The 13,951-nt window shown below is 52.4% G+C and carries 12 protein-coding genes; 4 read left to right on the top strand and 8 right to left on the bottom strand.

Annotation, left to right across the window (positions count from 1 at the left end; all coding sequences use genetic code 11):
• Positions 1–14 precede the first annotated feature (14 nt).
• The gene (locus MIH19_RS03795; RefSeq protein ID WP_249007618.1) at positions 15–1,340 is read left to right on the top strand and encodes an O-antigen ligase family protein; all 1,326 of its coding nucleotides are present in this window, start codon (positions 15–17) and stop codon (positions 1,338–1,340) included.
• On the opposite strand, the gene MIH19_RS03790 is transcribed toward MIH19_RS03795, so the two are convergent.
• From MIH19_RS03790 to MIH19_RS03770, 5 genes are read right to left on the bottom strand one after another with little or no spacing between them, the layout of a single operon-like run.
• The gene (locus MIH19_RS03790) at positions 1,301–1,987 is read right to left on the bottom strand and encodes a glycosyltransferase (RefSeq protein ID WP_249007617.1); all 687 of its coding nucleotides are present in this window, start codon (positions 1,985–1,987) and stop codon (positions 1,301–1,303) included. The genes MIH19_RS03795 and MIH19_RS03790 overlap by 40 nt on opposite strands.
• Positions 1,988–2,770 carry a glycosyltransferase family 25 protein gene (locus MIH19_RS03785; protein WP_249007616.1) on the bottom strand — a complete coding sequence of 261 codons (783 nt, stop codon included), beginning with the start codon at positions 2,768–2,770 and terminating at the stop codon, positions 1,988–1,990. It abuts the gene before it with no gap.
• A complete protein-coding gene (locus tag MIH19_RS03780; RefSeq protein ID WP_249007615.1) occupies positions 2,770–3,843 on the bottom strand; it encodes a CDP-glycerol glycerophosphotransferase family protein in 1,074 nt (357 codons plus the stop codon). The genes MIH19_RS03785 and MIH19_RS03780 overlap by 1 nt, the downstream gene beginning before the upstream one ends.
• A complete protein-coding gene (locus MIH19_RS03775) occupies positions 3,844–4,968 on the bottom strand; it encodes a glycosyltransferase family 4 protein (protein ID WP_249007614.1) in 1,125 nt (374 codons plus the stop codon). It lies immediately after the preceding gene.
• Positions 4,965–5,681 (bottom strand): 3-deoxy-D-manno-octulosonic acid kinase, encoded by a 717-nt coding sequence (locus tag MIH19_RS03770; protein ID WP_249007613.1) that lies wholly within the window; start codon positions 5,679–5,681, stop codon positions 4,965–4,967. Before MIH19_RS03770 ends, MIH19_RS03775 begins: the two co-directional genes overlap by 4 nt.
• 150 nt (positions 5,682–5,831) lie before the next feature.
• Between MIH19_RS03770 and MIH19_RS03765 the strand changes: the two genes are divergently transcribed.
• Positions 5,832–6,884 (top strand): glycosyltransferase family 9 protein, encoded by a 1,053-nt coding sequence (locus tag MIH19_RS03765; RefSeq protein WP_249007612.1) that lies wholly within the window; start codon positions 5,832–5,834, stop codon positions 6,882–6,884.
• A 28-nt stretch (positions 6,885–6,912) separates the two neighbouring features.
• Here MIH19_RS03765 and MIH19_RS03760 read toward each other — a convergent pair whose 3' ends face one another.
• From MIH19_RS03760 to glnE, 3 genes are all read right to left on the bottom strand, one after another.
• On the bottom strand, positions 6,913–7,317 hold the full coding sequence (locus tag MIH19_RS03760) for a DUF6165 family protein (RefSeq protein ID WP_249007611.1): 405 nt from the start codon (positions 7,315–7,317) through the stop codon (positions 6,913–6,915).
• Positions 7,318–7,418: 101 nt separating this feature from the next.
• Positions 7,419–8,345 (bottom strand): branched-chain amino acid transaminase, encoded by a 927-nt coding sequence (locus tag MIH19_RS03755; protein WP_249007610.1) that lies wholly within the window; start codon positions 8,343–8,345, stop codon positions 7,419–7,421.
• 73 nt (positions 8,346–8,418) lie between these two features.
• Positions 8,419–11,319, bottom strand: coding sequence for a bifunctional [glutamate--ammonia ligase]-adenylyl-L-tyrosine phosphorylase/[glutamate--ammonia-ligase] adenylyltransferase (gene glnE / locus MIH19_RS03750; protein ID WP_249007609.1), 2,901 nt, complete (start codon positions 11,317–11,319; stop codon positions 8,419–8,421).
• 94 nt (positions 11,320–11,413) lie between these two features.
• On the opposite strand from glnE, the gene MIH19_RS03745 reads away from it, so the two are divergent.
• On the top strand, positions 11,414–12,595 hold the full coding sequence (locus tag MIH19_RS03745) for a potassium channel family protein (RefSeq protein ID WP_249007608.1): 1,182 nt from the start codon (positions 11,414–11,416) through the stop codon (positions 12,593–12,595).
• Positions 12,596–12,598: 3 nt separating this feature from the next.
• A complete protein-coding gene (gene mgtE, locus MIH19_RS03740) occupies positions 12,599–13,942 on the top strand; it encodes a magnesium transporter (RefSeq protein ID WP_249007607.1) in 1,344 nt (447 codons plus the stop codon).
• Positions 13,943–13,951: the final 9 nt, after the last annotated feature.

Below are 13,951 nucleotides of genomic sequence, written 5' to 3'. Positions count from 1 at the left end.
TCTTGATTAAGAATATGGAGTCTGCTGTAAAAGGACGGAATTTTTCGCTCGCAATGTTTACCTGCGTATTAGGATTTGTCCTGTTCAAGAGATTTTACCGAGATCTGGGTGACGTTTTCTTTTCTTTCGTTGTGATCGGTACGCTTTTATCCGCCTATTATAATGCCCGCACAGTGAGAAAAGACCCGGTTGTTATTGCTTTCTTCATATCTCTAATCGTTCCGATTTTGAGCTGGGCCAACAGCAGACTTCAAATCCCCGAACTTGCCAAGGCATCACCCTCTCCATTTTTTTTCTATAGCTTTTTCTTCTTCTGGTTTATTGCTTATTGGACGCAAGGGAAGAACAAGAGAATTGCAGCGATCCTTTTTACATATTGCCTCAGCATTCTCGGGATATATATCAGCCATTCAGCAGATTTCTTCGGCGAGCTTTTTCGCGGCCTCGGCGGAGCGCGCATCGACTTCAGTGTAGTAAATGCACAATACACTTCACTTTTTGCAGGTTTTGGAGTGATTGCCGCCGCATTCCTATTTCTTGTAAAGATTAATCTCAGTTTTACACCGGAAATTCTGAAGAAGACAATCGCTACGGTCTTTATTGCTTTCTTTACCCTTATTGTAATTATTACCCAATCAAGGCAAGTCTGGCTTGCCTTGGTCGCATGTCTTTTTCTAACACCTCTGGCCTATACCGCAATTTCACATTCGCGAACATCAAAAAGAACAATGCTCATCAGTTATCTCGTATTTACACTCATAATAAGCGCTGCTTCAAGCCTCGATATAATTAAAAACCGCGTGTCTACCGAGGGATACACTCTGTCAAAGATCGTAAACATGGAGTTTGAAGCTATTCCCGATAACACAAGCATTGGAGTGCGAATTCATCTCTGGCTGGAGGGATGGGAGTGGATCAAAGAACGGCCGATACTGGGTAGCGGCGAAGACTCAAGAGAACTGGTTATTAGTGAATCAGAACGCCTTCCCGAGTCGGTGAAATCCAACTTCACACACCTGCATAACTCGCACATAGAAACCATTTTGAGCTTTGGCTTAGTAGGAGCTTGTCTCGTTTATTTTTTAATATTATGGCCCCCTATTTTCACTTTTGTGGCAACAGAGCCATCAGTGCGAAAAACATGGAAGACGTTTTCGCTCATTGTTACGCTTTTTTGGATAGCCGTTAATTGTTTTGAGTCCTATTTTTATTCTGCCAATGGAATATACATGTTCTCTGTTTTCTTCGGAATTATCTACAGCTTCCGGTTTATCTCACTTGAAACCACCCCCAACCCAGTTCAAGAAAAACCCCGAAAAAAATACTTCTGTCGCACATAGAGCTTACCCAACACGCCCAAGTGTTTTGACTTCAGAAAGATCATTCTTGGTGAACGCTTCCAACTGTGCTGGAACCAGTGCACCAGATAACTCTCTTCGGGGCACTTAAAACCCAACGGCTCCTGCTGGTATGGGTAAAAAAAAGTGGTAGGTAGCAAGTCGCACTTTTCTTTTTCAAAAAGCCCCTGTCCCAAAATAAAATGCGTAGCGATCTGGGGCCCGATATAAAGAGGAGATTCCCATATTCCGCACTCATAAAACGTGATCAGTTCAGCCAATATTATCGAATCTCTATTTGCGTATATCGCGGCCGTACCCAAGTATTCAGTGGTTTCATATCCTATGACGAATTTTTTCTCCAAAAAAAGAGGAAAAGGATCCCTTCGGATAGTCACATCCGTATCAAGATATAGCCCACCTTCCTCTTGAAGAATTTTCAATCTGAGATAATCCGAAACGAACGCGTAAAGACCGCGCTCATAGCAGGCCTTAGCAAAGGAACATGACTCTATCCAATCCATGACCAGGTCATCGGATTCCGTCCACAACCTGTACTCAAATCCCATTTTTGCCCAATCATCCAGACAGGCGTGTGACAGAGGTGGCATTTTATAGCCAAGCCAAATCGCATGAATCTTACAGATCATTCACTCACCCCTATTTCCAAGAAACCTTTTGTTCAATCTCAGATTGTAAAAAAAACGCCGCAACCGTTCGCTTAAGGTAAAAAGCTCCCTGTTCAAACGCGTAAACAAGGAACGCCTCCCATTTTTCTTGTTGTAGCCGATCAACGACTCAAAGCCGTAATCATGAAATACAAAGGCTGGTTGAATTCCTAGGCACACAACACCGTTCACCCAGTATCTGTCCATATAGATGTCAACTGGTAGGAACACTGGGCTGCTAGAAGCCAAAAATTTGCGAGCAGCACGCGGCGTAAGAAAATAGCCCATCGTACTCATAGGCCCTTTGGTGTATCTCAAAACACGGACTTGCTCAAACTCGGCTAGCACATAGCTCTTGTGATTACGGGTTTTGTTGTCAAACAATCGCAGGCATTCGAAGTGTGCGGGCAGCTGATGAATCTCCTCGATAAATGACTTCAACATGACAGCGTCAAACACCACGTCATCTTCAAGAACGATACAGTTTTTGTCTTCCTTGTCACAACGCGTCCAAATATTGAAATGGCTCGCAAAACAACCGAGTTGACCGGGCGTCATCGGTTGGCCCTTCGTCCGCATTCGCCTTGGCTCGTCGTAGAGAGCCAGCAACGGATGCGGGCCTTTACGACCATCTACACCCCAGAAAAACTCGAAATCAATGTCAGCTTTATCAAGAGCCTGTTTAATACGCAACTGACGATCCACTGAACCTTTTAGCGTCAGCACAAACACGTTCACATCGGATTTATTCGAAAAATTATCCATCAGCGTCCATCGTCGAATAATCTGAGCTCTCGGCGCAGGCGACGTCTCACCTTAATTTTTCTCAATAAATTCAATGGCTTGCTACGTAAATCAGCCTTCTCTTTGGCCAAGAAGTTGTCTATAGCATTCAGAACGCGCGCGCTTGATGCCCCATCACGAAAGCTGTGCAAATCATCACACAAACTGCGCGCCGCGCTCATCAGCCCATCCGGGTAATCCATGGCTTTGACCAGCGCAGGTTCCAGCTCTTCAACGGCATCGACGTCGATCAGGTAAGGCCCCGGCATTTTGGTTCTGAAAGTAACAACCGGGCGATCCAGAAACATAAACTCGAACATGATTGACGACGTGTCGCACAGCATCACATCCGCCTGCGGAAGAATGGGCAGAAGATCTTCATCGCTTTCTACAAATCTCAAATTTTCACCGGCCAGACTGCGGTATTGCTGTACCACTGCCGGGTCCATTTTCGGATGCAGCGTCACTATGAACTGCCAGCGACCACTTGCAGCCAGCTCGGCAATTTTATCCACCAACGCCGGCGCCGCGGTTACCGAACGACTGAACGTAGAGGCGAAAAACACCACTGGTAGCTCGCCATCAGCGCGTTTACGCCGGCCTGCGACAGGCTTTGACATCAAAGGGTCTAGTTTTGGCCAGCCAGTATGAGCTACGGCAAAATGCTGGTGCTGCTGCGCCAGTGTCTGAAATTTTGCGGTGTCGCTGACGGCATGAGTGCAGTAGAGATCAAACCAGCCGCGGATGCGGTAATGGTCGCTTTCATTTTCGCTGCTATGACCACGTTTGTTGCGCGCCATGCCGTGGAACACTTCAACCTTGATGCCAGGGAAAAAATAGGGAACCCAGTCACCAGGAACAAACATTGCGGTGGCCTGGTAGGCCATCACATCTGCAACGGTTTTTAAACGCTGTTCATCGGGGCGCAATGGCTCAGCAGAGCAGCCCGCTACAAACCAGGCGGCTTCGTCACCACGGCTTCGTATTTCATCCTGCAAGGGTCGCAAAATAGAGTAGGAATAAGGCTGATTAACAAAAAAAAGATACCGGCGCATTCAGTGGCTGCCTAACAGGGAGCGGTATAGCTCCGAGGTTTCACGAACGGTTTGCGAGGTATGAAAGTGGTTTTCGATACGCGCCTGAGCAGCTTGCCCAAATTGTTTTGTTAACTCCGGGTTGCGGTAGAGCTGCTCTATGGCTGCGCCAAGGGCAGCAGCATCTTTTGGCGGGACCACAAGCCCGCTAACGCCCTTTTCCACAAGTTCAGGCATGCCGCCAACATGGCTAACAATGGGCGCGACACCGTAGGCCATGGCTTCAATTACCGCTCTTGGCAGCCCTTCACGCTCGGTGGATGGCAACACAAACACATCGCTGGCAGCGGCAATGGCCGGGGCATCATTACGATAGCCCGTAAAATGAACACGGTCCGGGTGCGCTGACTGGCTGACTTGGGCCTGCAACTCGGCGTTGTCGATGGCGTCACCCACCAGTACGAGGTGCACCTGTACATCCGCCGGCAGCTTACTGACGGCGTCGATCAGAATATCGTAACCTTTTCGCGGGTTGTTTCGCCCGGTGCTGCACACCACGAAAGCTCCGGCAGGAACGCCAAACTGCGTCAGGTCCGCCGGCTCGGCCTGGTACCAGCTCAGGTCATGCCCTTTGTAAATACGGATCAGCTTGCTGGCAGGCACTCGTAGCCACAGAAATTTCAGGCTGGAGAAAAAGTCTTTGATGGCATCAGCCACACACACAATTTTGCTGACCCGGGGGTGCAGGAATGTAATCCATGATTCAGGATTCAAAAAGCTGACGTTGCCAATAACGCCCCGATAGGCGACCACTTTGATCTCAGTGCCCTTTGATGCTTGTAAACCGCAAGCTAAAGCACGGGGGTTATAGGCGTGAATAATGTCGTATTTCTTTGTGTTTAACTGCTTCCGAATAGCCGCTATACCGTCTTTGTCGAAGCGACTTTTTACAGCCATCGGCTGAACGACCATGTTCTCATCAACCAGGCGCTGATAATTTCGGCCTTGCGGGTTACACATCACATCCACATCGAAACCAGCGCGCTTGAGACCTATAAACAACTCTGTTTCCGGGCGGTCACAGGCATCGGTCAAACACAAAACGGCCGGCAGCGCTTTCGGTTGTTGTTTTTGTTTGTCAGTCACGCGGCAACACTCCCTTTATAACCATGTTCAAATGCTCTCCAGACCTTATTCAATACCTGCTCACCGGCGATTTTTTTAACAGAGCGGGCAAAGCGTTTGAGATTGCTATTTTTCCAGCCGTGCGAGCTGTTGGGCGGCATGATACACCCCTTGTCAAAATCAATCAGGTAGAACTCGTCACCACGCACCAGTACGTTAAAGCAATTCAGGTCTGCGTGGCGCACACCGGCATCATGGAAGCGCCGTACTAGCTGCCCCAACCGGTGCCAGTCGGCATCCAAGCGGGTATCAATCAGGTCCGCCAGTGGTGCTGTGTCGGAGATACGCTCGACGATGATCGCCGCCTGATAACGTAGAACCGGCAATTTCCTATAATAGGCGGCGACCGGTCTTGGCACTGGAAAGCCCAGTGCTGATAACCGCATCAGCATGCGAAACTCCATTATGGAGCGCACCCGATCCTCGCCGGCAAAGGTATAAGTACAGCGGGATAGCCGTGATGCCAGACCACCACGCCGGTATTCTCGCAAAACACAGTCGCCGCTATCGGCGTTAAGAAACCAGGCTCCGCCTCGTCCTCCGCTGTCCACAAGCCGGGCACAATTGCCCCAGTGTGCAGGGTCAAACCAGTCAAATGTCACGCCGTGAGCCAGTTTGGGATGAATCAGTAACACACACTGCATTTCCCGCTTGAACACTTCAACTTCAGCCATGAAACCCCGCAGCTGCCAACAGCTCTTTACCCAGCCTTGAGGCCGTCGCGACCTTGGCTGGCAAGTAAGATAGAATAACGTCTAGTTTATCAACGAACCGCCGCAAAGCTCCAGCCACTGTTTTGTCGGGCATCAACGGATATTCATTCGATGAAATCGATCTGCATTCTCCGGCTTTCCGCCATTGGCGATGTCACTCATGTGATCCCGGTTGTGCTCAGCCTGCAGGAACAGATTCCAGGCGTTAGCATCACCTGGATCATTGGCAAAATTGAAGCCAAATTAATTGGCGATTTGCCCTGCGTAGAATTCATTGTTTTTGACAAAAAAACCGGACGCAGCGCTTATGCAGGCCTATATAAACAACTGAAGGGCCGCAAGTTTGATGCCTTGTTACACATGCAAGTTGCCCTGCGCGCCAATCTTGCCGCAGCGTGCATTTCTGCACCGATCCGGGTGGGGTATGACAAGGCCCGCAGCAAAGACCTGCACGGCTTGATCATCAACCGCCGTATCGCGCCGGCACAGCGCCAACACGTACGCGACTGCCTGGCCAGTTTTTTGGAACCCTTAGGGTTAAAACCAGCCCCGCCGCACTGGAAGATTCCACTGACTGAAAGCGATTACGCCTTTGCCGATGCCCACCTTGCGAATGATCGCGCCAATATGGTTATCAGCCCCTGCGCCAGTCACAAACTGAGAAACTGGCCGGCCGAGCGCTACGCACAGTTCGCAGATTATGCGATCCGCCAGCACGGCATGCAGGTAACACTGGTGGGCAGCCCCGCACCTTTCGAGATGGCTTATTGTGCGGCGATTGTGCAAACCATGCAGGAAGCGCCGGTTAATATTTGTGGCAAAGACACCCTGAAGCAACTTACCGCAATGCTGAGCCGCGCCGATATTGTTATCGCACCGGATACCGGCCCGGCGCATATCGCCAGCGCAATGGGCACTGATGTATTAGGCCTGTATGCCGCCAGTAACCCGCTGCGTTCAGGGCCGTATAATTCGTTGTCCTGGTGCGTTAATCGTTACGACCAGGCGCTGCAAACGTTTGCACATACAACTGCGAGCAAGGCTCGCTGGGGCACAAAGGCAGAGTTTGAAGGCGCAATGGAGTTGGTTGAAGTGGCAGACGCCACTGACATGTTGGATAAGTGGATACGGACAAAGCTGCCGGAGCCAGAACGCGGGGCCTGACTCCGGACTTAATGTTAAAGAGAAGCAGTTACTTACGAGCGGTGTAATCCTGATAAGACTTTTCTTCAACAAAGCGCGAACCCAGCGCCAGGTTGATGTCTTTTTTCAAAGAGGCACGTTTATCGTTGGTGACATAAACCGCCCGTGCCAATTCAATAAAGCGGGCACCAAAATTCTGGCCGGCCTCCTGATCACGAATGTCGTCTTCAATCACCCAAAGCTCTTCATTGACCGCCTTGAGTTGCTGTCGTAGTTGCGCGATGGCGCTTTGGTCACTGACCGCATCGGTCCATGTTGCGTTTAGCTCGTTCAGTTCCAGCTTGACGTTTTTGAGCTTCGTGTCATCTTTGATGCGCTCCGATTTGATTTCAAGAATCGTGATTTTGTCGAGAACTTCACCGAAGGAAACCGGAACTTTTATGACATCTGCCATTTATTACACCTACACGATCAATCATTAAAACAGCAAGCTGCTGCGCGATTGCGCGCAACGAACAGCAGCTTTTGCACCTTGAGTTATCAACTCTTAAGCTATCAGCCGTTAACCACCGACAACCAATCCCGGTGCCGGGGTGACTTGCCCTTCACCGCATCAAAGTACATGGCCTGAAATTTTTCAGTCAACGGACCACGTTTACCCGTACCAATGGCGCGGCCGTCTAGCTCGCGGATGGGCAGAACTTCGGCGGCGGTGCCGGTGAAGAAGGCTTCTTCAGCCACGTAGACTTCGTCACGGGTAATGCGGCGTTCTTTCACTTCAATGTTCAGTTCTTTGGCAAAGTCCAGGATGGTCTGGCGGGTAATGCCTTCCAGGCAGGACGTCAGTTCCGGGGTGTGCAGCACGCCGTTGCGCAGAATAAACACATTCTCGCCAGAGCCTTCAGCCACGTAGCCTTCGTTGTCTAGCAGCAGGGCTTCTTCACATCCGCTGGAGACGGCTTCTTGCAGTGCCAGCATGGAGTTAATGTAGTTGCCGTTAGCCTTGGCCTTACACATGGTGATGTTCACATGGTGGCGGGTGTAGGAAGACGTACGCACCTTAATGCCTTGCTCTTTGGCTTCTGGCGACATATACGATGGCCAATTCCAGGCCGCAACCATGACGTGCGTTTTCAGGTTGTCGGCGCGCAAGCCCATGCCTTCGGAGCCATAAAATACCATCGGGCGCAGGTAGGCTTCGTCCAGATTGTTGTCCCGTACCGCAGACAACTGGGCGGCGTTGATTTCGTCTTTGCTGAACGGCATTTTCATATTCAAAATGTGGGCTGAACGGAATAGCCGGTCGGTGTGATCTTTCATGCGGAAAATAGCGGCGCCTTCAGCGGTGTTGTAAGCTCGCACGCCTTCAAAACAGCCCAGACCATAATGCAGGGTGTGGGTCAGTACATGCACTTTGGCTTCACGCCAGGGCACCATTTCTCCATCCAGCCAAATAACACCGTCACGATCAGCCATCGACATACTAGGTTGCTCCAAAAAAGCAGTTCTTGTGGGATCGGTATTCTATCAGGATCACCGAGAAAAGTTTTAGCCGTTATTCAATCATGACTCGTTGCCAGATGGAACGGATAAAATCCCGCTCTGCAATGAACGCATCGCCCGACAAATGGCTGTTCATATCTTGCAGGGTGCGGCGATGAATGGCGGAGCGCAGCGCAATGTAGGCCGCGCGCAGTGTTTTAACGTCGATTGTGGGCAATACGCCGGCCTGACCCAACTCTTCCATTTGGCGAATGTTGTCTGGCCAGCGGGTTAATGTGGGGTATTCCTCACTCCAGGCCAGCATCAGGTATTGCACCAGAAACTCGATATCCACAATGCCACCCGGATCCTGTTTGGCGTGGAATATCTCGGCTCGGCGGCTGGCAGGAGTAGCCAGGCTGGTGCGCATTTTTTCACGCATGGCCACTACTTCGCTGCGCAGCGCCAGACGGTCGCGGTGCTGGCACAGGGTACTCTTGCGGATCTGTTCAAAGCCCTCCAGAGTGCGCGGGCACCCGGCTATGCCGCGGGCGCGAGCCAGAGCCTGATGTTCCCAGGTCCAGGCGTCAGTGTGCTGATATTTTTCAAAGGCCTGCAAAGTGGTTACCAACAGGCCTGAGCTGCCAGACGGACGCAACCGCATGTCTACATCGTAAAGCTGGCCGGAGGGTGTCTGGGTGCTCAGAATATGCACAATGCGCTGGCCCAGTCGGGTGTAGAACACCGCGTTGTCGATGGACTTTTCGCCATCGGTACTTTGCTGGGGGTCGGCGCTGTGAACAAACACCAAATCTAGATCGGAACTGTAGCCCAGCTCAATACCGCCTAGCTTGCCGTACCCAATCACCGCAAAATCCGAATCGCATACCGAACCATCGGCTCGCCGCGGATAGCCGTGGCGGCTGACCAGATTGGCAAAAGCGACATCCACCACGTGTTCCAGTACCACCTCGGCAATCCAGGTCAAATAATCACTGACGTTCATCAGCGCCAAGGTACCTTTCATTTCAGCGGCAGCCACCCGCAAGGTGTGGGCTTTGCGGAAATGCCGCAAAGACTCCATCTGGTCTTCCAGATCGTCATAGGAAATGCGCAGCATCTGCTGGTGCAAGTCGTCCTGTAATTCGGCTTTGGCAGGTGGGTAATACAGGCTTTCGGCGTTTAAAAGCTCATCCAGCAGCAGCGGCGTGTCGGCCAGTTCGCGCGCTATCCACGGGCTTTCACTGCACAGGGACACCAGTTGGGAACAGGCCCCCGGGTTTTCCAGTAACAGCACCATGTAAGCGGTACGGCGCAATATGGCTTCTATTAAAGGCTGCACCCGGCCGAAGGTATGGGATGGGTTTTCGACTTCGGTCAGGGTGGCCAGCAGCATGGGCATAAACTGATGCAGGCGTTTTCGGCCCTGGGTCTGCAGCGATTTTATGGTGCGGCTGGTGCGCAGGTTGGTTAATGCGGTCAGGGTTTCTTCAGGCGCTTCAAAACCCTTTTCAACCAGCCAGGCCAACGCGGTTGGTTCGTCCATTTCGCAAAACCACAGCTCTTGCCAGCCCTCATCAAGGTTGTTCTGCGGGCTGTCGTCGTCATCACTGGTAATAATATTGCTGAAGTGCGTAGCCACTTGCGCCCGGTGTTCATCCAGCTGCTGCTGGCACAGCGGCCAGCTGTTGTAACCCATAATATGCGCCACTCGGGCGCGGGCCAGATCGGTGTCCGGTAATAGCTGGGTTTGCTGGTCTTCCATGCCCTGTAGTGCGTGTTCCAGATTGCGCAGAAAGACGTAGGCCGCGCGCAGCTCGCTAATCACCTGCGGTGGCAGCAGTTCCAGCTCCAGAAATTCGTTCAGCACCCGCAGTAATTCGCGCTGCTGCAGTTCCCGGTCCCGGCCACCACGAATCAGCTGGAACGCCTGTACCACAAACTCGATTTCGCGGATGCCACCGCTGCCCAGCTTGATGTTGTTTTCCAGGCCTTTGCGGCGCACTTCGCGGCCAATCATAGCTTTCATACTGCGCAAGGATTCAAAAGCACCGAAATCCACATAGCGGCGATACACAAACGGCCGCAAGCTTTCCATCAGCACCACACCGGCTTCTTGGTCACCGGCGACTACCCGAGCCTTAACCATGGCATAGCGTTCCCAGTCGCGACCCTGGTCTTGATAATAGGTTTCCAGCGCGGCAAAGCTCAGGGCCAGGGCGCCACTCTGGCCGTAGGGCCGCAAGCGCATGTCTACACGGAAAACAAAACCATCAGCGGTTATCTGGTCTAACGCCTGAATCAACCGCTGGCCAAGGCGCACAAAAAACTGCTGGTTGTCTAAGGCCCGCCGCCCGCCGCGGGTTTCACCCTTGCTAGGAAAAGCAAATATCAAGTCAATATCAGAAGACACGTTCAGTTCGCGCCCGCCCAGTTTGCCCATACCCAGCACCACCATTTTTTGCGGTGCGTCTTCGCCGTTGACCGGGCTGATACCCCAAGGTGTGCCGAACTGTTCGCAAGCGCTGTTATAAAGCCAGCTAAGTGCGCCATCGATGCAGATATCGGCGAAACCGCTGGTGGCGGCCATGGTTTCGGCCAGGTCGGCCTGGCGCAAAAGATCGCGCCAAATGATGCGAAACTGGATTTCCCGGCGGAAGCATCGCAAAGCCTGATGCAAGCCCGGCTCGTCACTGATGTGCGCCAGATATTCCAGCCAGCGCTGTTGCAGATAGGCGACGGTGGTGGGTTTGCTGAGGCAGCGCGAGGCCAGCAGTTCGCGCACCGCATCGAGTTGCCGCTCCAGGGTTTGGCCTAAAAAAGGACTACTGCCAATGGCCGCTGCGAGTAACTCGGTGGTAATAGCGCCAGATTCTATGAGCCAGGCAGGCACGCCGTCCGCGAAAATACCAGGCCAGCGCCCGGCAACGTCGTCGGCCAAAACCTGCGGCAGTGCGCTCCAAGGCTGAGACATAAAGCAAACCTCTGTTTCTCTGTTATATTTTTGGTTTAGCACCTTATTAAAGGTACTGTATAACGAATCAGACCCACAGGACACCAGCGCCCGGATGCTACGCAATCGTCGCCCACTGAACGCCGAACACTCTCAATCGCATTTGCCTATGGGCGGGTTGATCCGCAAGCGCATGAAAACACTTTTTGCGATGTTGATTGGGCTGCTAATCTTCCAGGTGTTGGTGATTTGGACAGTGGAAGACCTGACCTTGTTCGAATCGATATGGATTACCATGACCACCGTGTCGACCGTAGGCTACGGCGATTACGCGCCGCAAACCCTGATTGGCCGCTTAAGCACTATTATAGTGCTGTTTGTAGGCGCCATTACGGTGCTCACGCTGATTATCAGCGACTTCATCGAATACCGGTTTTATCGCCGGGAACGTATTCTACGCGGACTTTGGGTTTACAAAATGAAAGAGCACATCGTTATCATCAACACACCCCAGCACGGCGGCGAGCAGTATTTCTTGCGCTTTGCGTCGCAAATACGCTCTAACCCCGGGTATGAAACTGTTCCTATTATGCTGCTCACCCGCCAGTTTCCAAACGGTTTACCACCCGAATTGACGGACATGGGGCTGGTGCACTTTCACGGCACCGGGTCTGACCCGTCTGCCTTGCAGGCGGTTCACGCCGGCAGCGCCCGGCACATTGTGATACTGGCAACCGATGAAACCGACGCCAGTTCCGACAGCATAATCTTCGACATTGCCCATCGTTTGAGTGAGCTCAACCTGGGCTACCAGACCACCGCCGAGTGTGTGACCGATGCAAATCGCAGCCGATTGAAAGCGCTGGGCATTCGCGCAGTGATTCGGCCAGTACGCACCTACCCGGAAATTATGGTGCGCGCGGTGGTGGCACCCGGATCAGAAAAAGTACTGGAAGACATGTTCAACTATGAACATGACCACCCCCACCGCTACGATTTGCTATTGGAAGACCTGAATTGGGCCGACATTGTCAGCGCATTGATTCGCCACGGCATAGGCACCGCCCTGGCCTACATAGACGACGATGGCGAGGTGATTTGCCAGCCACCCATCAAAGAACCGATAAAAGGCAAAGGCCTGATTGTGCTGGTACGCTCCAATGACACCCCAGGGCTGGACGTAGTCAAAGAAGCCCTGGAACGCTACCGGAAGTTTCTCGAAAAGTGGCGAAACAGTCAGAACAGTGACAATGGCAACCACAGTGACACAGCCCCAAACAGCAGCACCGGTTCCTGAGCCATGACACCTTTGTCCTTCCAGCTTCTGATTGACGCTTTGGGCACCGGCCAGCACCAGCCGGTGGTTGACGCTGCCCAGCGATTCAACGCAGCCGACCTTGCCGAGTTTGTTGAGCAAAATATCAAAAACAGCGCCGGCAACGGCCTGTTTCAGAAGCTGCCGATGGAGCTGCGGGCCAAGGTGTTGGGTTATATTAACTCCGACGATCAGGTAACTCTGACCCAGGCCACGCCGCTGGCTGAACTGGCTGAGCTGGCTACCAAAATGCCTTCGGATGAGCGCGCCGACTTTTTTAACCTGCTGGATGAATCGCGCCAACAACTGCTGATTAAACTCTTGGGCCACCAAGACCGGGAAGACCTGACCAGCCTTCTGGCGTTCGAAGAGGGCACCGCCGGCGCCTTGATGAACACCGACTACGCCGCGTTCGAATCTGGCATCAGCGCGGGCCGCGCCATCGATATTCTGCGCGCCACCGCCACCGACAAAGAAACCATTTACCAGACCTATGTGGTAGACGAACACCACACCTTAATTGGCGTTGTATCGCTGCGCCGGCTGATTATTGCGCCGCAAGATACCATTATTAATTCGCTAATTGCCAATGGGCTGGTGTTTGCATACACCGACACCTCGCAAGACGAAGTGGCGCGACTGATCACAAAATACGACCTGCTGGCGCTGCCGGTGCTAAACGCCGAAAACCGGTTACTAGGCATTATTACTTACGACGACGCCATGGACGTCATTGAAGAAGAAGCCACCGAAGATATCCACAAAGGCGGCTCGGTGAGCAATCTGGACAGCGGCATTAATGCGGCATCGCCGTTTTCCCTGTACCGCTCGCGCATTCAGTGGTTGGTGATTCTGGTGTTTGCCAATATTTTTACCGGCGCCGGTCTTGCTCATTTTGAAGAACTTATTGGCGCGCACCTGGCGCTGTTATTTTTCATGCCGTTGTTGGTGGCCAGCGCCGGTAACGCCGGTGCGCAGTCGGCCACACTGGTGGTGCGCGGCATTGCCACCGGCGATGTGGTTAACCGCGACTGGCTGAAACTGTTCAAGAAAGAACTGCTTGTAGCCTCGGCCCTGGGGCTGACCATGGCCATAACCGTATGGACGGTGGGTATATTCCGCACTGAACTGGCCATTGCCACCATCGTTGCGATTACCATGGTGGCCGTTGTATTGGCCGGGGGCCTGATTGGCATTCTGCTACCGCTGCTGCTGAACCGCCTGGGAATAGACCCCGCCGCCGCCAGCATTCCGCTGATAACCACCATCGCGGACGTTAGCGGAGTAATGATTTACTTCACCATAGCCACGGCCATACTTAGCCCGTAAGTAATGCTT

The sequence above is a fragment of the Marinobacter sp. M1C genome (assembly GCF_023314135.1).
Lineage (GTDB): Bacteria > Pseudomonadota > Gammaproteobacteria > Pseudomonadales > Oleiphilaceae > Marinobacter.
This window is presented reverse-complemented; position numbering and strand designations above follow the sequence as displayed.